This window comes from Streptomyces sp. NPDC031132 (genome assembly GCF_055570595.1).
This window is the reverse complement of the sequence record NZ_JBVIGX010000015.1, coordinates 67717-90501: the sequence shown is the minus strand read 5'-3', so window position 1 is coordinate 90501 and position 22785 is coordinate 67717. Positions and strand designations below refer to the sequence as shown.

Genomic DNA, 22785 nt, shown 5'->3' with positions numbered 1-22785 from the left:
CCTACCCCCGCGGAGAACGGCTTCTCAATGAGCGACATCATCAACGGACTTGGCCGCACGAGCGCCTTCGGTGCCCTCGGCCTGGTGCTGCTGATCCTCGGTATCGTCCTGGTGGACGTGCTGACGCCCGGGAAGCTCCCCAAGCAGATCTGGGAGGAACGCAACCGGAATGCGGCCGTCATGCTGAGCTCCGCGCTCCTCGGCGTCGGCGGGATCGTCTTCACCTCGATCTGGACCACGTACGACGACTTCGGCAAGGGCCTGCTGTCCACCGCAGCCTTCGGCCTGCTCGGCCTGATCCTGATGGGCGTGGCCTTCCTCGTGCTGGACTGGGTGACCCCCGGCAAGCTCGGCGCCATAGTCGTCGACCCGGATCCGCACCCGGCGGTCTGGGTCACGGCCTGCTGCAACCTGGCGGTGGCCGCCATCGTCGCGGCGTCGATCGCCTGACCTGCTTCCCAGCCACGCCGAGAGCGGCGCTCCCTTCGGGGAGCGGCGCTTTCGTACGGTCACAGGGTCGTCTACGTGGCCATGGTCTTGGCATGCGGCGGGGGGCCACAGGGTGCGGTGATGCAGACCCATACGTGTTCCCCCTTGGGGATCGTCACTCTGGAGTCGTCGTTGTGGCCGTTCTTGCCGGGGTGGCCCTTGCCCTTGCCCGGCTTGGCCACGTCACCCCGGTCCTGTCCGTCCTGGGCGGTGTCGGGCTTGACGACGATCCTGCCCTCGTCACTGTCCTTGGGAGTGATCAGGAGAAGGGTGGAGACGTGGGGCTCGTCGTTGGGAAGGTGTGCGTCCGTGGAGCCGATCTCACCGTCGCTCACGACGGTGTGCGCCGTCGCCGGAGTGGCGGCGAAGGCCCCGGTGGGCAGCAGTACGGCGCCCGCAGCTGCGGCGGTCGAGGCGGCGAAGACGAAGAGACGTCGCATCCGAAAGGGGTGCGTCATGGGAATTCTCCTTGAGTGGGGTGGGCCGGTGCGGGTGGGCCACTTCGCTACGTGAGCCCATGTCCAGTAAGGCCCGGCCATCGCATCGCGTCATGCCCCTGCATCCCGTGGCTTGACGGACGGCAGCGGCCCTGCTAAATCACCCGGCAGACGCGCCTACGCCAGACCCAGTGCGAACACCGCGAACCCGGCCGCCAGCACTCCCGCGAGCGTCCGCCGCACCGCCGTCGCCCGCTTCCACGGCTCCTCGAACCGGCGCGCGTACCGGGCGATGCCCACCAGCAGCGCCGCGAACACCGGCATCCACGCCAGCCGCGCCACGATCCACCCCAGGCTGTCCGGCGCCGTCGTCAGACCCGCCAGGTCTCCCGCGAACGAAGCGGGCACGGCCGCCGCCAGCATGGCCGTCTGGTGCCAGCACAGGATCGTCATCGCGCACAGGTTGATCACGACCACCGGGGCCCACAGCGCCGGCCGGGCCAGCAGCCTCGCCAGCCGGTCCCGCAGCAGCATCGCCGCCCCCGACTGCGCCGCGGCCAGGGCCAGCACCAGCAGCGACGGCGGGTGCGAGTTGGTCCGTCCCCCGCCCGGTATCCCGACCATCGACGCCGGGTAGTGGAACACCATCAGCAGCGCCGCGAAGAGCACGGTCCCGCCCGCCAGCAGCAGCCAGGCCCCGCGCCGCCCGATCCGCCGCTCACCCCAGGACACGCCCAGCTGGTACGCGAACAGCCAGCCCGGCAGGATGTTCACCAGCGCCAGCCAGGAGGGCACGGACCCGGCGAGCGGCCCGTACCGCAGGAAGTCCACCACCGCGACCGAGGCGAGCAGTGGAGCCGCCGCCCAGCCGCCGAGCCGGTGCGCCGCCCGTACGCAGTACGGGGTCAGCGCGGTGACCACCACGTACACCCCGACGAACCACAACGGCTGGATCACCAGCGTGGCCCCCGTCCGCAGCGTGGCCTCCGGCACCCCCGCCGCGTACAGCACCGGCGCGGCCAGCGCCCACACCGCCGTGACCCCGAGCACCGGCCGCCCCAGCCGGGCGATCCGGCCCTTCAGCCAGGCCCCGGCCGACCCCGGACGGCGGTGGTACGAGAGCACCGAGGCGTAGCCGCCGACCAGGAAGAAGATGCCCAGCATCTGGAGTACCCAGCTCGCCGGCGCGAGCCCGCCGAACGCGGACAGCGGACTGGCGTTGTGCAGACCGCCCCCCGCGTCGAGGGTGAACCCGCCGAGCAGCCAGTGCCCGGTCGGCACGGCCAGCAGGGCGAGCGCGCGCAGCCCGTCGACGGCCCGGTCGCGGTGGGCGGGGGTCTGCCGCTCGATGCGGTCGGCCGTCCCCTTGAGCAGGGCCAGGGTGTTCATCGGACCTCTCCCTTCGCGATCGCGGCGAAGGCCGCCAGGGACTGGGTGCCGGGTGCGAGATAGCCGGTGTGGCCCCGTACGTCGTCGGCGGGGACCTTGCGGGCGCCGAAGGCGGCGGAGGCCGGATCGGCGCCGTGGCCGATCCCGGCGAACTCCACGTTCGGCACGTCGGCGATCCAGTCGGAGGGCCCCCGGGCCGCCCAGACGCGGGCCCCGGTGTGCAGGCCGGCCGCGTTCTCGGCGCGCATGCCGGGGGAGCCGAACACGACGATGTCGGTGGCGTCCGTGTGCCGGGCGGCAAGGCCCCCCACCACCGAGCCGTAGCTGTGGCAGAACAGCACCGGGTCGGGCGCGCCGACCGCGTCGAGCCCGGCCGTGAACCGGGCCAGCCGGTCCGCGCCCGCCTTCGCGAGCCGCCCGGAGGCCGCGTCGAGACCGACCCCGACCGGGGTGGTGTAGCCGGTCCAGGCCACCACCGCGGTGTTCTCGCCCGCCGCGGCGTGCAGCGACCGGGCCATCCCGGCCGGCCCGGTGTTCGGCGCGCGCTTCGCGTCGTACGTGGTGGCGTCGCTGTCCGAACCCGGCACGATCACCGATACGTGCGCGGCCCGCTTCAGATCCCCGAGGACCTCGACGACCTGGCCGCGCCCGCGCGGGTCGAACGCCAGGATCTGCCGCTCCGGCGAGGCGAGCGAGGCGTAGCGCGCCTCGCCGGTCGCGAGGACGGCCAGCCGGTTGGCCTCGTACCTGAGGGTGACCGGGGCTCCGTCGAGGTTGCCGACCACCAGCGGGTGGCGCCGTACGAGCTCCCGGCGCCCGGCCTCGTCCAGCCCGGCGAAGAACCGGGCCACGTCGTGCGGCGAGGCACTCGCGGGGTCGGGGAGCGAGCGGCCGGACGCGGTGTCGGCCCGCCAGGCGGCGGTACCGGGCGGCGGTCCGGTGACGGCGTGCTGGCTGTCGCCGGAGGCCCATCCCGCGGTCCCCCCGACCACGGCCACGGCCAGTGCGGCCGTGACCAGGGTCCTTCCGAAGCGGCGCATGCCCCTTCTCCTCTCCTCGTGACGAGGAGGAAGGTAGGGAGAAGGTCTCGGAGCGGACGTCGGACCGTGGAGCCAAGTGGGAAGTCATACCCCGGTAGGGGGTGGAGGAGATCCGCCGCGTGCCGGGCCGGGGCAGACGTCAGTCGGAGTCGCCCGGCCGCACCAGCCCCGCCTCGTACGCGAAGATCACGGCCTGCGCCCGGTCCCGCAGGTCCAGCTTGGCCAGCACCCGCCCGATGTGCGTCTTCACCGTCTGCTCCGCCAGCACCAGGTGCCCGGCGATCTCCTGGTTCGACAGCCCGCGCGCGATGAGCTCCAGCACCTCGGTCTCCCGCGGGGTCAGCCCGTTCAGCCGCAGCGCCGGGTCCTTGCGCGGGGCCGACCGCTGCTGGACGAAGTCCGCGATCAGCCGCCGGGTCACCGAGGGCGCCAGCAGCGCCTCGCCCGAGGCGACCACCCGGACCGCCGCGATCAGATCGGCCGGCGGCGCGTCCTTCAGCAGGAACCCGGAGGCGCCCGCGCGCAGCGCCTCGTACACGTAGTCGTCGATGTCGAAGGTGGTCAGCATCAGCACCTTCGGCCGGTGGACGACCCCCGGCGGCGGGCTGAGCAGTTCCCGGGCCGCCGTCAGCCCGTCCATCTCCGGCATGCGCACGTCCATCAGCACCACGTCGGGATGCATGGTGCGCGAGACCTGCACCCCCTGCCGCCCGTCAGGGGCCTCGCCCACCACGTCGATGTCGGCCTGCGCCGACAGCAGGGCGGCGAACCCCGCCCGCACCATGGCCTGGTCGTCGACGATGATCACACGGATGGTCAACTGGCGTCCTCGCTGGCGTCGTTCAGGGGCAGGCGGGCCGCGACCCGAAAGCCGCCGTCGGGCAGTGGGCCGGTGTCCAGGGTCCCGCCCGTCAACCGTACGCGCTCCTGCATGCCGACCAGACCGTGCCCGGTGCCCGAACTGCCCAGCTCCACCACCGCGTCCCGGGCCGCCGGCCCGTTGACGACGAGCACGAGCACATCCTCGGCGTCGTGCGTCACCGAGACCCGGGTCTCGGCGCCCGGCGCGTGCCGCACCACGTTCGCCAGGGCCTCCTGCACGATCCTGTACGCCGACAGGTCCACGGCCGGCGGCGCCGCCTGCGCCGCTCCGGCCGCGAGCGACAACTCCACCGGCTGCCCGGCCCGTACGGTCGCCTCCACCAGCTGCTGGATCCTGCCGATGCCCGGCTGCGGGGCCAGTACGCCCGTGCCGCCGGGAGCCGCGCCGTTCCCGTTCCCGTCGCTGCGCAGCACCGTCAGCAGCCGCCGCATCTCGCCCAGCGACTCGCGCGCACTGGCCGCGATCGCCGCGAACTCCTCCTGCACCGGCTCCGGCATGCCGGGCAGCCGGTACGGCGCGGAATCCGCCTGCACGGTGATCACCGACATGTGGTGGGCCACCACGTCGTGCAGCTCCCGGGCGATCCGCGCCCGTTCCTCCAGCAGGGTCCGCCGGGCCCGCTCCGCCTCGCTGATGCTCTCCTGCTCGGCGATCCGCTGCTGGGCGTCGCCGATCCCGCGCAGCGCCCCCGTCACGGCGAGGAGGCTCCCGCTCAGTACGAAGAGCAGCGCGACCGTGGTGGTCACCCCGTCGGGCTGGAAGAAGCCGAGCACCACCCCGACGGCGCCCGTCACCAGCCACACCCCGATCAGCGTCCGGATCGACTCGCGCAGCCCCAGGCAGATCATCAGCACCAGGTAGCCGACGATGGACATCGGGGTCCACGGCCAGGCGTGCCCGGCCATCTTGTCGGCGTGCGTCAGCACCACCGCCCCGACCGTGTCCGCGACCAGGATCAGGGCCCACGCGGGCAGCGGCCGCGTCACCGCCAGCAGCAGCGGGAGCGTCTGGGCCACGCCCAGCGCCCCCGCCCAGCCGCCGCCCACCTTGTAGTCGCCGGTCAGCACCGAAATGGTCGTCGGCAGCAGCGACACCACGAAGACGCCGACGACGATGTACGGCAGCATCCGCTGCCAGGCCTTCGGCGCCTGCGCGAACAGGGGTTCCGCCGCCCGGGCGGGCGTGCGCAGCACCACCGTGAACCGCATCGGCGCCCGGGCCGCCTTCGCGGGGGCCGGCGTACGGGGGCGGGCTTCGTCGCGATCGCTCATGATCGGACCAGACTAGGGGGTGTCCGTGAAGTCGTGCCGGGCGCTTTTAGGGCACCCCGTGGGGGGCCGAAGCCCTCCGGGCGGGCACGGGTAGGCTGCTCGCGGTCGATCACAGGGGGAGCCGGTACGCATGGGCACGGCAGCCGCACTCGAGAAGCTCGTGCCGGTCCTGCTGGCCTTCGGCGGCGGCGTCCTGCTCGCCCGCCGCAAGATCGTCCCGGCCGAGGCATCCAAGGCCTTCGCCGACTACGCCTTCCTCTTCGCCGTCCCCTGCTACCTCTTCGGCAACATCTACGCCAGCGACCTCGGCGCCCTCTTCAACTGGCGGGCCATCGGCGCCTACGCCGCGGCCGCCGCCCTCGCGGTGCTCGCCATCGCCTTCGCCTCGGGCGCCCACGGCGTCCGGGATCCCCGCGACGTGGCGCTGCGCGTGATGGCCGGAGTCCAGGTGAACACGGCCTACTTCGCCGTCCCGGTGTTCATCACCCTCTTCGGGACGGCCGCGCCGATCTTCCCCGTCCTGCTGTTCCAGGTCTGCGTGCTGTCCCTCGTCGTCATCTCCATCATGGAGCTGGGCCGTGCCGGCCCGGCCTCGGGCGGTCCGGGGCAGCGGCTCGTCCGGGCCGTCGGCGCCTCGCTCTCGACCCCGCTGGTGCTGGCCTGCAACGCCGGGATCCTGCTCAACCTGCTCTCGGTGCACGTCCCGGAGGTGGTCCTGGACGGGGCCGCCTTCGTCGGCGACAGCGCCTCGCCGGTCGCCCTGTTCGCCCTCGGGCTCCACCTCGGCGGCCTCGGGCTGGACATCCGGGGCACCGGCCGCGAGGAGCTGGCGCTCATCGCCTTCAAGTGCATCGGCTTCCCGCTGCTGGCCTGGGCGGTGTGCGGGCTGCTGTTCGGCGTACGGGGGGAGTGGCTGACGTACCTCGTCCTGATCGCGGCGATGCCCACCCCGCAGAACCTGTTCGTGTTCGCCCAGCGCTACGACGTCGGCGTGGACCTCTCCGCCTCGCTGGTGATCAAGAGTTCCGTGGTCTCCCTGCTGCTGCTCCCCGTCTGGCTGCAGACCGTCGCCGCCTGAGGGGCGGTCGGATCCGCCGTCCGGCCGGTCGTTCCCCGCGGGGGCTTCGGTCGTTGACCCGGCATGGAGCTGCTGCCGACCATCGCGGCGCCGGGCGTCGGTGAACGGGCCGACGCCGCGGCCGATGCCGCCTGCCACCTCTACGACGCCGTCGCCCCCTGGAGCTCCGCCGAGCCCGGCGGGTGGAGCCGTACGGCCGCGGAGGACGCCGCCGAGACCATCGAGACCACCGCGCACGCACTGGCGTACGCCCATCCGCGCGCCGAGGTCATCCTGGCGCCGGTGCACGCCGCCCTCGCCGACCTGCGGCGTCAGCTCGGGCTCCCGCCCGCCGACCGGCTGACCGCCGACGGGCTCCCCGCGACCCCGCGCACGGTGGGGAACCCGCGGCGCACCCGCTGGGTGCGGGTGGTCACGACGCCTTTGCCCCGGCAACCGCCTGCTCGTACAACTTCTTGATCTCCGGGCCGAAGTACGAGCTGTAGGAGGTGTCCGCGGTGTCCCCGCCGGTCTTCCAGCCGCCGATGACCCCGACGACGTCCCCGGTCTCGGTCACCTTGTCGTAGTTCTTCAGGAAGGGGCCGCCGCTGGTCCCTCCGGGGTATCCGGTGCAGTTGATCCGCAGGAAGGATCCGGGGATCCCCGCGTCCTTGCTGGTGAACTTGGTCGTACGGTTCACGCACAGCCGTGGGCGCGCGGCCGAGGCCGGATAGCCGATCAGGGACACCTTCGCGTGCTCGTAACCGGCGCCGGTGACCAGGCGGTTCCCGCCGACCACGTCCTCGACCGGGAACCCGTCCGCATCCGGTCCGACCTGCGCGAAGGCCACGTCGAGGGTGGCTCCCTTGTCGGCGCCCAGGCTCTTGTAGCGCGGGTCGATCCACACCTTGGACTTTCCGTCGGCGGCGCGCTGCACCGGGAACATCCCGTACGGCTGCGGGTTGTCCGCCGTGTACAGCGGTACGAAGGCCACCTGGCGGGCGTCGGTGCCGAGCAGGCAGTGGGCCGCGCTCAGCACCAGGTTGCGGCCGGGGGAGGCGACCACGCTCGCGGTGCAGAAGTACGCGCCGCCGCCCTTCATCACGAACATCCGGCCCACGACCGGGATGCCGTCGAAGTCCTGCCCGGTGCCCGGGTCGCTGGCCGGAGCGGCCGACGCGAGGCTCATGGGGGCCGCGGCCGCCATCCGGTCGGCCGTCCAGAAGTTCTCCGCCTCGCGGGCGGACCACCTCCCGGGCGCCGGCCGGGCGCTCCCGGCCTCGGCCACCGGCAGCGGCCCTGCGGGCAGCAGCAGGGCGGCCGTCGCCGCCGCCACGGTCAACGTACGTCGCATGTCGAGCTCCTCTGGGGGGTGTCGTACGGATCAGGCCGGATCAGGGCGCGGCACCCCCTAGACGGCCTGCGGGAAGCGGAACAGCCGGTCCGGGTCGTAGGTGCGCCGGACCTCTTCGAGGCGGGCGCGGTTCGGCCCGTAGTAGGCCTCGCGCCAGGAGGGCAGTTTCGGGTCGATGTAGTTCTGGTACGCGCGGCCGCTCGCCCAGGGGCGCAGGTCCTGCCACAGCCCGTCGAGCCAGCCCTGGTGCCCGGCCACCTGCGCGGGCGTCGCGGACACGGGCCAGTAGGCGAGGTACTGGGTGAGGAAGGCGCTGTCGCGGTGCACGAACGCGGTGTCGGCCGCCGCCGGACCGTTCACGGCGCCGCCGCATTCGCCGCTGAACTGCACGACCCCGAGCCCGCCGGCCGGCACGGTCTGCCCGTACCGCCGTACGGCGGCCAGCACCGCGGCGACCCCCGCGTCCGGCAGCCCGGCGCCGCCCCAGAAGTCGGAGCGCCCGCCGTACGAGTCCCGGCCGATCCGCCCCTCGGGGGTCCGGCCGGGCAGCGTGCCGGGCAGATGGCACTGGGCGGCGCTCCGGTCCTCGCAGCCCGAGATGGCCCGCAGCGTCTCCTCGTACGTGCGTACGGTGGTCCAGCTGTCCCGGAGCGGCCTGCCGACCAGGTCGGACAGCCGGGTCAGCTCCCGGTCGAGCTCGGCGCGCCCGTCGAAGCACAGGACGCGTACGGCGGGGGCCGGGGCCGGAGTCCCTTCGACGAGGAACTCGACCTGGCTCCAGAAGGGATCGGGCAGGGCGGCCAGCCAGCGCTGCCAGCCGCGCAGCACGGAAGCGGAATCGGCTTCGGCCCAGTGGAGTTCGGCGTACGCGCAGTCGGTGGCCGGGTGCGTGCGGAAGCGGAATTCGGTGACCACGCCGAAGTTGCCGCCTCCGCCGCCGCGCAGGGCCCAGAACAGCCCCGGGTCGTGGGTGGCGTCGACCTCGCGCACGAGCCCGTCGGGGGTGACCACGGTGGCGCCGGTGAGGGCGTCGGAGGTGGTCCCGTACGCGCGGGAGGCCAGGCCCAGCCCGCCGCCCAGGGTGAGCCCCGCGATCCCGACGGTGGGGCACAGCCCGGTCGGGATGGCGAGGCGCTGCGCGGCGAGGGTCCGGTTGACGTCGCCGAGCCGGGCTCCGGCGCCGATCCGCACGCCCTCCGCGCCGTCGACGGTGAGCTCGGCCAGGGCGCCGACGTCGACGACGAGCCCGCCGGCGCAGGTGGACCAGCCGGCGTAGCTGTGGCCGCCGCCGCGCGGTACGACGGGGACGGCGGAGCGGCGGGCGAACTCCAGGCAGACGGCCACGTCGGCGGCGTGCGCGGGATAGGCCACCGCGCCCGGCGCGACCGTGTCGTACCGGGGCTGGAACAGCTGCCGGGCCTCGGGGTAGTCGCGGTCACCCGGCAACACCACCCGCCCGTCGATCCCGCGGGCGAGCGCCGCCCAGTCGGGGCCGCGGCCAGGTGCCGCCGCGACGCCGAAGGCGGCCATCACGGCTGCGGGTGCGCTGCCCAGCAACTGGCGGCGATGGAGGCTCATGCCTCCTTCCTGCCATCGCCCGGCCGGATCGGAGCGAAGGCGGGCCCAGGGAAGGCAACGCTGCCCCCCGAACGGCCCAGGTCCGCTTGCGCGGAAGGGGGCCGAGCCGGTGCCGGTGTTCGGGTGGGTGCGGGTGGTGGGCGCGGAGGGCTTTGAGCGGGGCGAAATGGCCCCGCTCGCGGGGACATTGATCGAGCTCACGGCGGCCGTATGGGGACGCTTCGACACCCCGGGCTGCGAGGGGCTCGTGAGGTGAGTACGGTCTGCCCATGCAGATCGACGGAGCCGGCAGGCAGCAGCGGGGGCATGTTCTTCTCATAGCGGGCGACGCCGCCGTACGGCGGCGGGCCGTTCAGGTCGCGCCCAGTGCGAATCTGGCCGCGCTCGGGGTGCTGCCCGCGTCGGCGCTGCTGAACAGCCAGATCCCGACCGACACCACGTACCTCGACGGGGCCCGGGATCCGAACACCGTGCTGATGCGGCTGCGTACCGCCGCCGCCACGCCGGGGCCCTTGCTCGTGTACCTGTCGGGGCGGCTCACCCTCGACCGCCGCGGGCACCGTCTCCACCTCGCGCTGGCGGGGACCACGGCTTCCACCGTCCGCTACACGGCCCTGCCTTGGGACTGGCTGGGCACGGAGCTCGGGGCCAGGTCCGCGGGACCGACCACGGTGGTGCTCGACCTCGTCGCCGACAAGTCCGCCTGGCCGGTGCTCCAGGAGTACGGGTGCCTGCCCGCGCCGCCCTCCGCCGAGGTGTACGGCGTGGTCGTCCCGCCCGCCTTCGCCGGCGGAGTGGACCGGGTGAGCGCGTACACCCACCACTGGATCGACCAGTTGCGCCGCAGCCCCACCCGCCCCGCCAACCTCCAGCTGCACGCCTTCGCCGTCGGAGCCGCCGCCCTGCCGCCCGGCACGCTCGTCCTGCCGGCGACGCGCGAGCTCAGCGGGCCCGCCGCCCAGGAGCAGCAGCTGCAGCCGGAGCCGCTTGCGGACCCCCGGCCGCACATCCACGCCCTCGCCGCCGGCGGTCGGCACCAGGAGGCGGCCACGCTCGCCCAGGCCTGGGAGCAACACGTCCTGCAGACCCACGGGTACACCTCGCCCGAGGCCACCCACTGGGCGGAGATCCGCGCCGACCTCGCCCGCATGGCCGGGAACTACCGGTCGGCGACCCAGCTGTGGATCAACGCCGGGCGCACCCGCCTGGAGCACCAGCCGCCGGACGCCCCCGAGGTCCTCGCGGCCGCGGCGGGAGCCCTGTACTGCTGGACCCAGCTCAAGGACCAGGCGGAGGCCCGCGACGCCGGCCCCGAACTCGTCCGCCTGCTGCGCGCCCTGCCGAGCCTCGAACCGCGGCTCCTGCGGCTGACCCAGCAGCGGCTGGAGGTGCTGGAGGGCAGCCGGTCCTAGGGCGTGTCTTGCCGATCAGGCCGGGCTCGGGCGCGCATCGAGTTCGTGATCAATGTGCGGGATGTGCCTTCGTGGCACGGTCCGGTCCGATAGACGGTCTTACGTGACGCGAGTGCAACTGCCGGATCCGGATGGGGAGTTCATCGAGCCGTACCTGCCGATCGGCGGGTACGGCCCGTACCCCGAGCGACTGCGGCGGCAGTTCGAGGGCGTGATCACGGATTGTGCGCCAGTACGTCGTGACCAGCAGTGTCCTGTCTGCCAGCGGCAGGCTCCAGGGTCTGCCCCGGCGGGCGCTATCGACGCCCGCGCGACGCAGCACCGTCACCAGTTGATTGAAATTGGCGAGGACTCAACCCGGTGAACGGGGCTATCCAGGACGACTCCGACACCGAGATCACACCTGCCACAGCAAGATCATTCCACTGTGACCGATCCCTTCAGTCGGAGATCGAACCAAGGAATCGTCTCACCCGGCAGCACATACTCGTCGCTCACCACGAACCCGTGCTGTTCCGCGAAGCGGAGGCCGTCCTTGTTGGAGGCCAACACCACCGTCTCGATGACCTCGGCGCCAAGCTCCCTCGCCTGCACGAGTCCACGCTCATACAGCTCCGAGCCGAAGCCCTGGCAACGATGGTCGGGAAGGACACGGGCGATGACCGTTGCCGTCGGAGTGTCGCTCGTGGGTGGGCGCACCGTCGTGCAGCCGATCAGTGTGTCGCCCTGATAGGCGACCTCCAGAACGTTGCGACCGGACCGCTCGCGTACCTCGTCGGCAGAGAGATAGTGCGTGGGGATGACGAGATTATGGACGTGTTGCCAGTCGTGGACCGTGGCATCACCGTCCACCTCCTCAATGCGAAGACGGGGCATCGGGCCAGCAAACCTCCAGGTTACGGGTCCCGTCAACAGTCAACCGGGCTTAGCTCCGTCGCGAGGACTCGGCAGCGTCGTGCCGGCGGATACCCGAACCAGTCGACGTCGACTCAAAGATCCTTGCGGGACAGCCCCTAGGTGACGCGCTGAGGTGCCGGATGCCAAGGGCGGGCAGGAGTTGGGTCAACGGTCGACCAGCCGTGGACGCGGGGCCTCACCCGTGGGTTCCGCGTCGGTGCCCACCGGGCCGCGGGGGAGCATCCGGTCCAGCCACTTCGGCAGCCACCAGTTGGCCCGGCCGAGGAGTGTCATGGTCGCCGGTACCAGCACCATGCGTACGACCGTGGCGTCGATGAAGATCGCGGTGGCCAGGCCGAGCCCGAACATCTTGGTGGAGGGGTCCTCGGCGACGGCGAAGGACAGGAAGACCGCCACCATGATGAGGGCGGCCGAGGTGATGATCCGGGCGGTGCCCGAGACGCCCTCGACGATCGCCGTGCCGTTGTCGCCGGTGCGCAGGTACTCCTCGCGTACGCGGGAGAGGAGGAACACCTCGTAGTCCATCGACAGGCCGAACAGGATGGCGAAGAGGAACATCGGGATGAACGACACGATCGGAACCGTCGCTTCCAGCCCGATGAGCGCGCCTCCCCAGCCCCACTGGAAGACCGCGACCATGATGCCGTAGGCCGCGCCGATGCTCAGCAGATTCAGCAGTACCGCCTTGAGCGGTACGAGGACCGAGCGGAAGACCAGCATCAGCAGCAGGAACGACATCGCCAGCACGGCGGCGACGAGCACCGGCAGGCGTTGGCTGGTGCGTTGGCCCACATCGGACAGGCTCGCGGCGGCGCCGCCGACGTGGGCCCTGGCCGGACCGTGCCCGATCGCCGTGGGCAGCACGTCGGTGCGCAGCCGGGCGATGGTGTCGGCCGTGGCCTTGTCCTGAGGGCTGGTGGTCGGGAACACCACGAGGGTCGCGATGCCGGTGGCCCCGTCGATGTGCGTCGGCGCGACGGATGCGATGCCCGGATCCGCCGCGACCGCCCCGACGAGTCGGTCGAGCACTCCCGGATCACCGGTGGGGTCCGCGGCGATGACGAGGGGACCGTTGGTGCCCGGGCCGAACCCCTCGGCGACGAGGTCGTAGGCCCGGCGCTCGGTACGGCTGTGGGGCAGGGAGCCGTCGTCGGGCAGGCCGGCGCGCAGGCCGAGCACGGGCAGCGTCGCGGTCAGCAGCAGCCCCGCCGCGCCGACCGCGTACGGCACCGGGTGCCGGCTGACGTGCCCGATCCAGCGACGCCAACCGGCGGCGGGAGCGGCGCCCGCCACCGTGTCGCGCCGCCGTGCGAGTCGGCCCGGCTTCCTGGTCTGCAGAGCCCGGCCGATCCGGCCGGCCCGGGCCAGGCGGGGGCCCGCCGCGCCGAGGAAGGCCGGCAGCAGCGTCACCGACGCGAGCACCATCGTCAGGACGACGATCGAGACGGCAACCCCGCCCACCGTCATGAACGGCACGTTCGCGACCGCCAGGCCGAGGATCGACACGACGACGGTGCCGCCGGCGAAGACCACGGGCCTCCCCGCCGTGGCCACCGCTCGCCCCGCCGCCTCGCGGGGATCGAGCCCGCGCGCGAGGTACTCCCGGTGCCTGGCGAGCACGAACAGTGCGTAGTCGATGCCCACTCCGAGCCCGACCATGCTGCCCAGGACCGGTGCGAAGGTCGGGACGTCCGTCACCCCCGCCAGTACCGTCATCGTGGCGACCCCGACGGTCAGCCCGAAGACGGCCATGCCGATCGGCAGCGCGGCGGCGACGAGCGAACCGAACGCCAGGAACAGGATCGCGGCCGCGGCGAGGAGGCCGATCAGCTCGCTCGCGCCGCCGTCGGGGTCGGAGAACGCGTAGAAGAGGTTCCCGCCCATCTCGATGCGCAGGGGCAGTTCGGCACGCAGCCGGTCGCCGAGATCGACGAGGGCGTCGAGGTCTTCGGCCGACAGCCGGCTCTGGTCGGGGTACTGCACCCGGACGACCGCGATCCGCCCGTCGGCCGAGACGAGGCCGCCGCGCACGGCGGTGTCCCCGCCCGCGTCGAGCGCCCCCGCCGGGTCGCTCGTGCCGAGCACGTGCGGCAGCCGCTTCACCTCGGTCTGCAGCCGCGTGAGAGCGGTGCGCGCGCCATCGTGGTCGAAGAACGTCGCACCGTCGTCGAGGGGGGTGACGACCACTTGGGCGGTCATCCCCTCCTGGCCGGTGCCTGCCCGCTCGATCAGTTCCGCGGCCCGTCGGGAGTCCAGTCCCGGAGCGGTCATCGAGTCCGCGGTCCGCCCGCCGAAGGCGACGGCGGCGAGGACGACGAGCGTGGCGGCGATCAGCCATGCCGCGATCACCCGCCAGGGATGGCGGGCGGCGCCTGCGCCCAGGCGCAACAGGGCTTTCGAGAGCATCGGGTCCTCCAACCACGTCCTCGGCCGTCCTTGTACGGCCGACGATGCCGAGGTTCGTCGCCACGGCGCTCCGCGGCATCGGCCCGCGGGCCGCGGATTCGTCGGCCCCGGGGCGGAGTGACGACCCGTCCTTTCGGCCGATGCGCGGCACGCCGCGGTCCCTAGGCTGGGAACCGTGCTCCGAAACGACTTGCGAACCCTGTGGACCGAACCCCGGCCGCCCGACGCGCCCGCCCGGGTGCGGCGGGATTGGGCGCTGCTCGCCGCGGGCCTTGCCGGTGTGGTGCTGGAGGCCACCCTGCGCGAGAACGTCGTGTGGCGTCCGGTGGCGACGGTGTTCGCCGTATGGCTGTGCCTGCTGCCCCTGTGGCGCCGGACCCGCCCGCTGGCGATGGCCACGCTGGCGTTCGGCTCGGTGATCCTGCTTCAGGTGGCCTCGCTCGTCGCCGCACCGCGCGGGCCCGTGGGCCTGTCCACCGCGGCGGTCGTGCTCGTGCTGGTGTACGCGCTGCCCCGGTGGGGATCGGGACGGGAGATCGTGCTGGGCGGCGCGGTGATCGTCGCGGCGTGCGCGCTGTGTGCCGTCACGGCCGAGACCTCGGTCGTCGAAATGGTCGTGGGCTTCGTCTTCGGGCTGCTGCCCGGCGTGGTCGGGGCTGCGGTGCGGTTCCGGGTGACCGCTCGCGAGCGGCAGTTGGAGCAGGTGCGCTCCCGCGAGCGCGAGCAGCTCGCCCGGGAACTGCACGACACGGTGGCCCACCACGTGTCGGCCATGGTGATCATCGCCCAGGCGGGCCGGGTGCTCGCGGGCACCGACCCGTCCGCCGCCGTCGAGGCGCTGGAGGGGGTCGAGGAGGAAGGGGCGCGCACACTGGAGGAAATGCGCGCCATGGTCGCCGCACTGCGCGACCGCGGGGCCGGCGCCGAGCTGGCGCCCCCTGCCGGAGTCGCGGATCTGGAGCGCCTGGTGCGCACCCCGGGTGGTCGCCTCAGGGTCGACCTGGGGCTCGACGGCGAGCTGGACGCGCTGCCCCCGGCCGTGGACGCGGCCGTCTACCGGATCGTGCAGGAGTCGGTGACCAACGCGCTGCGCCATGCGGTCGACGCGACCGAGGTCGTCGTCCGGGTCGCCGCGGAACGGCACACGGTGCGGGTGAGCGTGCGCGACAACGGCCGGCGCACCGGCCGGGGTCGCGACGGATACGGACTTACCGGATTGCGCGAGCGCGCGACGCTGCTCGGCGGCACACTACGAGCCGGCCCGGGTACCGACCGGGGCTGGCATGTCGACGCCGAACTGCCGAGAGCGAGGAGCGAGAGCGGTGTCCATTCGGGTCCTCGTCGCTGACGACCAGACGATCATTCGCACCGGGTTGCGGATCATACTGAACGCCCAGCCCGGCATCGAGGTGGTCGGCGAGGCCGCCGACGGGCGGGAGGCGGTGCGTCTGGCCCGCGAACTGCGCCCCGACGTCTGTCTGTTCGACATCCGCATGCCCGTACTCGACGGGCTCGAGGCCACCCGGCTGGTCGCCGGCCCGGGCGTCGCCGATCCGCTGGCCGTGGTCGTCATCACCACGTTCGACCTCGACGAGTACGTCTACGGCGCGCTGCGTGCCGGCGCCCGCGGATTCCTCCTCAAGGACACGGGACCGGACCTTCTGGCCCAGGCCGTACGGTCGGCGTCCGGTGGTGAGGCGCTCATTGCGCCCAGCGTCACCGTCCGTCTGCTCCAGGCGTTCGCGGACCTGCCCGCCGGCCGGCCCGTGGCCCAGCCGGTCTCCCCCGTCACCGCCCGCGAGGAGCAGGTGCTCCTCGCCGTCGCCGGCGGGCTGACCAACACCGAGATCGCCGATGCACTGCACATCAGCCTCAGCACGGTGAAGACGCATCTGGCCAGCCTGATGGCCAAACTCGGCGCCCGCAACCGGGTCGAGATCGCGATGTGGGCCTACGAAACGCGCCGTATCCTCCCCGGAACCTGAGCCGGGTGCCGGGCCATGTCCCATGAGTCCCCGCCCGGACATCATGCACCGGTCGGCTCACGTCGGCTCCACGCGCCGCACCCGTCCCAGAGCGTGACGTACCAGGAGGCCGCAACCGGGCCGGTGAGACACCCGGTACGACAAGACTCCCGACAGCTACCTCGCCAGTCTCCACCTGCACGCCTCGATGATCTGGATCAAAGACCTCACCAGGACCACCCGATGACCACGACTCGGTACGCGCCCTAGTCGGCGCGGGTCAGGCAAGATCCGGAAGAGGCGGCCCGGCCCTGCTTGCGGGCCAGGAGGAAGCCCTGGGGGGATTTCTCCTGGCCCGCGGGCTGCCGGACCAGGCGGGCCACCTCCTGCAGGCCCGCCCCGGCGAGCAGGCCGGCGATCAGCTCCGGCGGGGTCCGGTACACGTCCAGCTCGACGGGGTGCCCGTACGCGTGCTCCAGCCGGATCTTCTCGTCACCCGCCTTGAACGCGATCAGCAGATGACCGCCCGGCGCGAGCACCCGGGCGAACTCCGCGAACAGCGAGGGCAGTTCCCCCGGCGGGGTGTGCACCGTCGAGTACCACGCCAGGACCCCGCCGAGCACCCCGTCCGCGACGTCCAGCGCCGCCATCGAGCCCACCTCGAAGCGCAGACCCGGATACGTGCGCCGGGCCACCGCCACCATCGCCGGGGAGAGGTCCACGCCGAACGTCCGTACGCCGAGCCCGTCCAGATGGGCCGTCACGCGCCCCGGACCGCAGCCCAGGTCCGCGACCGCCCGGGCCCCGCCGCCCTCCTCGCCGCGCACGCACTCGGCGAAGGCCGCCAGCATGGCCCGGTCCAGCGGCTTCCCGGCCAGCTCCGAGCCGAGGAGCCGGGCGTAGTCGACGGCGACGGCGTCGTAGGACGCCCGCACGGAGTTCAGGTCCGAGGTCTCCTTCATGCCCTGTGACACTAGCCCCGCCGCCCCCGCCGCCCCCGCCGCCCCCGCCGGTCGGCGCCGGCCAGCGGATTGTCCAGCTCCGCCCACTGGTCGCCCGGGATTCCGGGGCTCAGCCGCATCAGCGTCAGGGCCTTGGTCGGCAGCGGCGCGGTCAGCAGGGCGTCGGTGTCGGCGGTGGCCGGGAGGCCGGCTGCCTCGGCCAGCGCCTCGCCGAAGGCCGCCGTGGAGCCCGTCGTGGCCCCCAGGGTCCCGGTCAGCAGGGAACCGAACAGTTTGCGCCGCAGCAGGGTCACGTCGTCGGTGATCAGCCGGCCCGACAGCGGAGGCACCGGCAGCCCGTGCCGGACGAGCCGGTCCGGGCTGATCCGGATGTCGGCGAGATCGCGGTACACCAGCCGCAGCGGGGCCCCGGCCGGGGACAGGACGACGAGGAGGTTCTGGCCGTGTGCCTCCAGCGCCACCCCCAGGTCCAGCACCCGCAGGCACACCGACAGCGCGAGCCGGGCGAACTCGGCCCGCCAGGACGCCGAGCGCGCGAACGGCGACAGGGCCAGGGCCGCCACCGGCGCGACCCACTCGCCCGCCGCGGCGTCCGCGTACACCTCGGGCGGCTCGCGCAGCACCGCGGCCAGGTCCGGGCTGTGCGCGGTCGCCGCGCCCAGGGTCCGGGTGATGTGCAGCCTCCCGTCGAGCCGCTCCGACAGGGCCTGCGCGAACGCGGACACCGCGGCCGCCGTCTCGATGGAGTACTCCGAGATGTCCCGTACGGAGGAGGTCAGCCGGGTGCTCAGCGCCGTCTTCACGTGTGCACCGCCCGCCACGGGAGCGAGGGTGCGCAGGGCCATCAGAGGATGCGCCGCGAAGCCGGGGCGCAGCGCCCCCGCCCCCCGGCCCGTCTGTTTCAGGACGTGTTCCGCCTGCCACGGGTGCACCGGCAGCAGGAGCCGGCCGCCCTCCCGCAGCTCGGCCGGCCAGGCGCCCGTGACCAGGCATTCCTCGGCCCGTACGGCGGCCAGCCCGAGCTCGACCACCGGCCGGTGCTCCGGCGCGTACGCCAGTTGCTCGGCCACCGTGAATCCGGGGCGGGAGCGGCAGTTGGGGTGGTACGGATGCCCGTCGACCACCCGCTGCTCCCACGCCCAGCCGGCCTGCGGGACCCCTTCCTCCGCGGCCGGCTGTCCGGCCCGGGACAGCGCGAGCGAGGCCGTGCTGTCGTCCAGCTCGGCGGCGAAGGGGTCTGCGTGCGGCACCCGCAGCGCCGCCACCAGCTGCCCTGCCTGCCGGTACGGGGTGCCGTCGAGCAGCACCTCGGACACGTACGGGTCGGTCGCGTACGGGTCCGGGAGCGGCCCCTCCAGCCGTCTGCCCCCGGACAGCAGGAGCGTCAGCCCGCCGGGCCCGCGTTCCCGGCGTTCCACCCACGGCAGCGGTTCGAAGGCCAGCGCCCGCCACAGCCGGGTCAGTACGGCGGCCCGGGCGCCGCCGAGCGCGGCGTCGTAGGCGGAACCGAGCGCGGGGCGCACCTCGGCCAGTTCCGCGGACACGGCCTCTTCGGCAGGGGAGGCGGGAAGGTTCATGCTGGGGTCCAGGGCCCTGTTCCTCTCACGGGTGACGTGATGATCACTTCATCATCGCGGATACTGAAGATCACGGCCGGGGGTACGCCCCGCGAACTCCCGGCGCATTGGATGGACCGAATGGAATCCGTGGACCTCAACACCGCTGCCGACGCGTACGCCGGCACCCCCCTGCTGAACTGCCTGCTGCGGGAAGCGGCCGATCCCGCCGAGGAGTTCACAGCCACGAAGGAGCATGCCCGCTCCGGGCACGTACACCGGCTGCGCGGCAGCGGGCGGCTGCTGCGGGTGCGGGGCGGGCGCCGGCCGGTACGCCCCGAACTGCGCACGGCGGACGGCTGGCATCCGCTCAACCACACCGAGCTGGTCAAACTGACCGCCGACGAGCTGCACCGGTACACGGGCGCGGCGAACGACGAGCTCCCGGTCGAGATCGCCGACAGCCGCGAGGCCGTCGCCGCGCTGCTGGCCGCCCGCGCCGCGGCCGCGCTCCCGCAGGACCCGTACGTGCTCTCCGAGCAGTCCCTCGTCATGGGACACCCGTACCACCCGGCCCCCAAGGCCCGGGGCGGCGCGCCCGCCGCGAGCTGGCTGCCGTACGCGCCGGAGGCGTACGCCCGGTTCCCGCTGGTCTTCCTGGGGCTGCGCGAGGACCAGGTGGCCGAGGAGGGCGGGCCGGCCGCGGCCGGTGCGATCGACTCGCTGGCCGGGCTGCTCGACGGCCCGCGCCCGCCGGCCGGGTACCGGCTGCTGCCCGCGCATCCGTGGCAGCTGGACCTGGTCGGCTGCTCGGCCGCGGTACGCGAGGCCTTCGCCGACGGGCGGCTGCTGCGGCTCGGCCCGGGGCGGCTCCCGGCCTGGCCGACCGCCTCGATCCGGACGTTGTACGTACCCGGCGGGGGGAACGGGGAGCGGGACCTCTTCGTGAAGTTCAGCCTCGACGTCCGGATCACCAACGACGTGCGCCGGCTGTGGCGGCACGACCTGCTGAAACTGCGGCGTACGGACGCCGCGGTCGAGGCCGGTTTCGCCGAGCTGCGCAGCTCCGGATCGAACGCGGTCTGGCTCGCCGACCGCGGCTACCGGACCGCGTCCTTCGCCTTCGAGGAACTCGCGGTCCTGGTGCGCGACGGCCTGCACGCGCAAGTGGAACCGGGGGCCACGCCGTTGGCGTCCGCCGCGCTCGCCGAGGGATTCGCCGGCAGCCCGCTGGCCGCGACGAGCGATCCGGCCGGCTGGTGGCGGGCGTATCTGCGCCATGTCGTGCCGCCCGTGCTCGACTTGTTCGCCCGGCACGGCGTCGTACTGGAGGCGCACCTGCAGAACACCCTCGTCGCGGTCGACGCCCAGGGCGTGCCGGTGCAGGCCCTGTTCCGGGACGCGGAGGGGGTGAAGCTGCTGGCGGACGTGGAGCGCGAAGCCGCGTGGCAGCGGCTGGTCTACTGCCTGGTGGTCAACCACCTGACCGAGGTCGCGGGGGCCCTCGCCGAGCAGCACCCGGGCGCGGCCGCCGCGGTGTGGCCGGCGGTGCGCGAGGAGTTCCTGCGCTACGACGCCGAACGCGGCCTTCCCGAGATCGCGGAGCTGCTCTCGGCCCCGTCCCTCCCGGCCAAGACGAACCTGCTGCTGCGCTGGACCCGCGCCGACGGCGCGGACGCGCGCTACATCCCGCTCCCGAACCCGCTGCGCGGCTAGGGCCTGTCTTTTGGATCAGGCCGGCCCCACGAGCCCGGCATGATCCGAAAGACAGGCCCCAGGGGTGTCGGGCCGTCGGGATCCGGCCAAGGTGGGCCGGGTTCCCGGAGTCCCTCTCACCGAAAGGTATAGACCAATGCTAGGTTGGTCGGGCAGACCGCGCAGTCCTTGACCACCCGTCAGAGGAGAAGCCATGCCCTCCCCTTCGCGGGGCGGCGGCCCGGCCGCCGCCATGCCCAAGTATCAGCGGATCGCCGCAGCGCTGCGGCGCGAGCTCGAGTGCGCCGCGACCCCCGGCGGCAGACTGCCCTCCGAACGCACCCTGGCCGCCCGCTACCAGGTGAACCGACAGACCGTCCGGGCAGCGCTCCAGCACCTGCGCGACGACGGCCTCGTCGTCACCGAACGCCGCGGCACCCGTTCGACCGTTGAGGCCCCGGCGGCCCCACGCCGCACGGTGCTCGCCCCGGCCGCCGTACCAAGTGCCGCCCCTGCCGTCGTGCCCGTGCCCGCATCGCCCGCTGTCGCGCCCGCCCAGAGCTGGCTCACCCTGGTCACCGTGCCGCCCTCGCTCGCCGCGCTGCTCGGCATGAGCGGTGGGGAGCGCACCCTGGTCCACCACCGCCGCGAGCGCGGCCCGTCGGGGGAGGCGCTCCGGCACGCCGTCACGTACCTCTGCCCGCGCGTGATCGCCGAGAGTCCCGAACTGGCCCGCTACCGCGACCGCTCGGGCGCCCGCGACGAGGACCTCGAACCGCTGCACCGGTGGCTCGAGCGGGCCGCCGAGCGGGGCCGCGTCGCCGAGACCCTCACCATGACCCGCAGCAGCCACCCGCCGGCCGCCGCCGCGGGCTGCGGCCTGACCGTACGCCGCACCCTGCACGACGGCACCGGCCGGCTGCTCGCCGTCACCGACCTCGCCTTCCCCACCTGGGACCGGCTGACCTTCCACCGGGACCGTGCGGTGACCGGGTTCCGCATCACCTGAAACCGGACCGCCCCAGAGGCGCAGGGCCCTGGAATCCGACCCGCCGGCCGCGCGCGCACGCGGATGCGCCTCGCGTGCGCGCGCGAGTAAGCGGACGGCTTCATTTCCGGCAATTCTTGACGTATAAGCTGAAAGAGACCACCATCTACGGCAGTCAAGGTCCCGCGCCGCAAGCCGACAAGCCCAAGGAGCGAACCCCATGCCCGCCCCTGCCCCGTCCTCCACTTCCGAAACCGTCACAGTCGTCCCCCGTCCGCGCCGCGGCATTCAGGCCGCCCGGATCGCGGACCTGCCGCGGATCGAGGAGCCAAGGGAGGTTGCCCCCGCCGATGCGAGGGAGCTCTCGAGGGTGTTCTTCCGGCGGCTGCACGAACTGTCCGAGGGCACCCCGGAGCACCAGTACGTCCGCAACGCGCTCATAGAGATGAACGCCTCACTCGTCCAGTACGCCGTCCGCCGCTTCCGCGGCCGGGGTGACGGAGGCGACATCGAGGACATCGTCCAGGTCGGCACCATCGGCCTGATCAAGGCGATCGACCGGTTCGACCCGGCCCGCGAGAACGAGTTCGCGACCCTCGCCATGCCGTACATCACAGGTGAGATCAAGCGCCACTTCCGTGACACGTCCTGGGCCGTCCGCGTCCCGCGCCGGCTCCAGGAGCTGCGCATCGACATCGCCAAGGCGAAGGAGCAGCTGACCACCACGCTCGACCGCTCGCCCACCGTCGCGGACCTCGCCGACCACCTCGGCCTCTCGGAGGAGGAGGTCATAGAGGGTCTCGTCGCCGCCAACGGCCACACCAGCGGCTCCCTGGACGCCCCGCACACCGCGCACGCGGAGCGCGGCGACGGCTCGGCCGACGGTCACACCCTCGCCGACGTCATGGGCGAGGAGGAACCGGCCCTGGAGCGCGTCGAGGACATCCAGACCCTCGCGCCGCTGCTCGAACAGCTCACCGACCGGGAGCGCCGCATGCTGCAGATGCGCTTCGGCGAGGAGCTGACCCAGGCGCAGATGGGCGCCGCGCTCGGCATCTCGCAGATGCAGGTCTCGCGCCTGCTGACCCGCCTCCTCGCGCACCTGCGCGCCTCCATGCTGGAGGACCCCGACCCGGCGTGAGGTGGGTCACCTCGGCGTTTACCCCGAAACGCCCTGGGCACCCGCGGATCCGGAGCGGACCCTTCCGCCGGCCGTCACACGGCCGGCGCGGGGACGGGCGGATCCCGTACCGCTCCACGGCTGCGGCCGGCCCACCGGCCGGGGGCGGGCCGTTCCGGTGCGACCCGCGAGGGGTGTGTGTTCCCACTTCAAGCCAAAAAAGCCTCCAAAGTGTTTTGAAAGAAAACCGGCGGCGCCCCTTCCGC

The 22785-nt window shown here is 73.2% G+C and carries 20 protein-coding genes and 1 pseudogene; 9 read left to right on the top strand and 12 right to left on the bottom strand.

The genetic code is table 11. The features are described from left to right. Nucleotides 1-27: 27 nt before the first annotated feature. A complete protein-coding gene (locus ACZ49B_RS23080; protein ID WP_468308882.1) occupies nucleotides 28-450 on the top strand; it encodes a DUF350 domain-containing protein in 423 nt (140 codons plus the stop codon). A 71-nt stretch (nucleotides 451-521) separates the two neighbouring features. Here ACZ49B_RS23080 and ACZ49B_RS23075 read toward each other — a convergent pair whose 3' ends face one another. From ACZ49B_RS23075 to ACZ49B_RS23055, 5 genes are all read right to left on the bottom strand, one after another. Further along, on the bottom strand, nucleotides 522-947 hold the full coding sequence (locus ACZ49B_RS23075) for a hypothetical protein (RefSeq protein WP_468308880.1): 426 nt from the start codon (nucleotides 945-947) through the stop codon (nucleotides 522-524). Between the two features lie 156 nt (nucleotides 948-1103). After that, nucleotides 1104-2315 (bottom strand): acyltransferase family protein, encoded by a 1212-nt coding sequence (locus tag ACZ49B_RS23070; protein WP_468308877.1) that lies wholly within the window; start codon nucleotides 2313-2315, stop codon nucleotides 1104-1106. Further along, a complete protein-coding gene (locus ACZ49B_RS23065; RefSeq protein ID WP_468308875.1) occupies nucleotides 2312-3355 on the bottom strand; it encodes an alpha/beta hydrolase in 1044 nt (347 codons plus the stop codon). The genes ACZ49B_RS23070 and ACZ49B_RS23065 overlap by 4 nt, the downstream gene beginning before the upstream one ends. A 139-nt stretch (nucleotides 3356-3494) precedes the next feature. Continuing rightward, nucleotides 3495-4175 (bottom strand): response regulator, encoded by a 681-nt coding sequence (locus ACZ49B_RS23060; RefSeq protein WP_468308872.1) that lies wholly within the window; start codon nucleotides 4173-4175, stop codon nucleotides 3495-3497. Further along, nucleotides 4172-5509 carry a sensor histidine kinase gene (locus ACZ49B_RS23055; protein WP_468308869.1) on the bottom strand — a complete coding sequence of 446 codons (1338 nt, stop codon included), beginning with the start codon at nucleotides 5507-5509 and terminating at the stop codon, nucleotides 4172-4174. Before ACZ49B_RS23055 ends, ACZ49B_RS23060 begins: the two co-directional genes overlap by 4 nt. 130 nt (nucleotides 5510-5639) lie before the next feature. Here ACZ49B_RS23055 and ACZ49B_RS23050 point away from each other — a divergent pair, with 130 nt between their 5' ends. Both ACZ49B_RS23050 and ACZ49B_RS23045 read left to right on the top strand, forming a co-directional pair. Then, complete coding sequence (locus ACZ49B_RS23050; RefSeq protein ID WP_468308868.1) at nucleotides 5640-6587, top strand: AEC family transporter; 948 nt, start codon at nucleotides 5640-5642, stop codon at nucleotides 6585-6587. Nucleotides 6588-6650: 63 nt separating this feature from the next. Then, nucleotides 6651-7046 (top strand): hypothetical protein, encoded by a 396-nt coding sequence (locus tag ACZ49B_RS23045; RefSeq protein ID WP_468308865.1) that lies wholly within the window; start codon nucleotides 6651-6653, stop codon nucleotides 7044-7046. On the opposite strand, the gene ACZ49B_RS23040 is transcribed toward ACZ49B_RS23045, so the two are convergent. Continuing rightward, nucleotides 7000-7920 carry a S1 family peptidase gene (locus ACZ49B_RS23040; RefSeq protein WP_468308862.1) on the bottom strand — a complete coding sequence of 307 codons (921 nt, stop codon included), beginning with the start codon at nucleotides 7918-7920 and terminating at the stop codon, nucleotides 7000-7002. The two genes, ACZ49B_RS23045 and ACZ49B_RS23040, sit on opposite strands and share 47 nt — an antisense overlap. Before the next feature lie 57 nt (nucleotides 7921-7977). Next, on the bottom strand, nucleotides 7978-9498 hold the full coding sequence (locus ACZ49B_RS23035; protein ID WP_468308859.1) for an FAD-binding oxidoreductase: 1521 nt from the start codon (nucleotides 9496-9498) through the stop codon (nucleotides 7978-7980). A 269-nt stretch (nucleotides 9499-9767) separates the two neighbouring features. Between ACZ49B_RS23035 and ACZ49B_RS23030 the strand changes: the two genes are divergently transcribed. After that, entirely contained in the window at nucleotides 9768-10910 is a 1143-nt protein-coding gene (locus ACZ49B_RS23030; protein ID WP_468308857.1) for a hypothetical protein, read from the top strand. A 223-nt stretch (nucleotides 10911-11133) separates the two neighbouring features. Here the strand turns inward: ACZ49B_RS23030 and ACZ49B_RS23025 are convergent. The 3 genes and pseudogenes from ACZ49B_RS23025 to ACZ49B_RS23015 form a co-directional block, all read right to left on the bottom strand. Beyond that, nucleotides 11134-11320 (bottom strand): annotated as a pseudogene (locus ACZ49B_RS23025) (IS5/IS1182 family transposase); the annotation flags it as partial. 7 nt (nucleotides 11321-11327) lie between these two features. Further along, nucleotides 11328-11786 carry a GNAT family N-acetyltransferase gene (locus ACZ49B_RS23020; protein ID WP_468308855.1) on the bottom strand — a complete coding sequence of 153 codons (459 nt, stop codon included), beginning with the start codon at nucleotides 11784-11786 and terminating at the stop codon, nucleotides 11328-11330. A gap of 186 nt (nucleotides 11787-11972) precedes the next feature. Further along, a complete protein-coding gene (locus tag ACZ49B_RS23015; RefSeq protein WP_468308853.1) occupies nucleotides 11973-14234 on the bottom strand; it encodes an MMPL family transporter in 2262 nt (753 codons plus the stop codon). 175 nt (nucleotides 14235-14409) lie between these two features. On the opposite strand from ACZ49B_RS23015, the gene ACZ49B_RS23010 reads away from it, so the two are divergent. After that, nucleotides 14410-15582, top strand: a complete 1173-nt coding sequence (locus tag ACZ49B_RS23010) for a sensor histidine kinase (RefSeq protein ID WP_468308850.1) — start codon at nucleotides 14410-14412, stop codon at nucleotides 15580-15582. After that, complete coding sequence (locus ACZ49B_RS23005; protein WP_468308847.1) at nucleotides 15557-16219, top strand: response regulator; 663 nt, start codon at nucleotides 15557-15559, stop codon at nucleotides 16217-16219. Before ACZ49B_RS23010 ends, ACZ49B_RS23005 begins: the two co-directional genes overlap by 26 nt. Nucleotides 16220-16464: 245 nt before the next feature. Here the strand turns inward: ACZ49B_RS23005 and ACZ49B_RS23000 are convergent, their stop codons facing one another. Continuing rightward, entirely contained in the window at nucleotides 16465-17160 is a 696-nt protein-coding gene (locus ACZ49B_RS23000; RefSeq protein WP_468308845.1) for a class I SAM-dependent DNA methyltransferase, read from the bottom strand. A gap of 11 nt (nucleotides 17161-17171) precedes the next feature. After that, nucleotides 17172-18737: an IucA/IucC family protein gene (locus ACZ49B_RS22995; RefSeq protein WP_468308844.1), complete on the bottom strand. Its 1566-nt coding sequence runs from the start codon at nucleotides 18735-18737 to the stop codon at nucleotides 17172-17174. Between the two features lie 111 nt (nucleotides 18738-18848). Between ACZ49B_RS22995 and ACZ49B_RS22990 the strand changes: the two genes are divergently transcribed. The 3 genes from ACZ49B_RS22990 to ACZ49B_RS22980 all read left to right on the top strand — a co-directional run bounded on the left by ACZ49B_RS22990 (nucleotide 18849) and on the right by ACZ49B_RS22980 (nucleotide 22540). After that, entirely contained in the window at nucleotides 18849-20432 is a 1584-nt protein-coding gene (locus ACZ49B_RS22990) for an IucA/IucC family protein (protein ID WP_468308841.1), read from the top strand. Nucleotides 20433-20625: 193 nt separating this feature from the next. Further along, nucleotides 20626-21420 carry a GntR family transcriptional regulator gene (locus tag ACZ49B_RS22985; protein ID WP_468308838.1) on the top strand — a complete coding sequence of 265 codons (795 nt, stop codon included), beginning with the start codon at nucleotides 20626-20628 and terminating at the stop codon, nucleotides 21418-21420. A 199-nt stretch (nucleotides 21421-21619) separates the two neighbouring features. Continuing rightward, on the top strand, nucleotides 21620-22540 hold the full coding sequence (locus ACZ49B_RS22980) for a SigB/SigF/SigG family RNA polymerase sigma factor (RefSeq protein WP_468308835.1): 921 nt from the start codon (nucleotides 21620-21622) through the stop codon (nucleotides 22538-22540). Nucleotides 22541-22785: the final 245 nt, after the last annotated feature.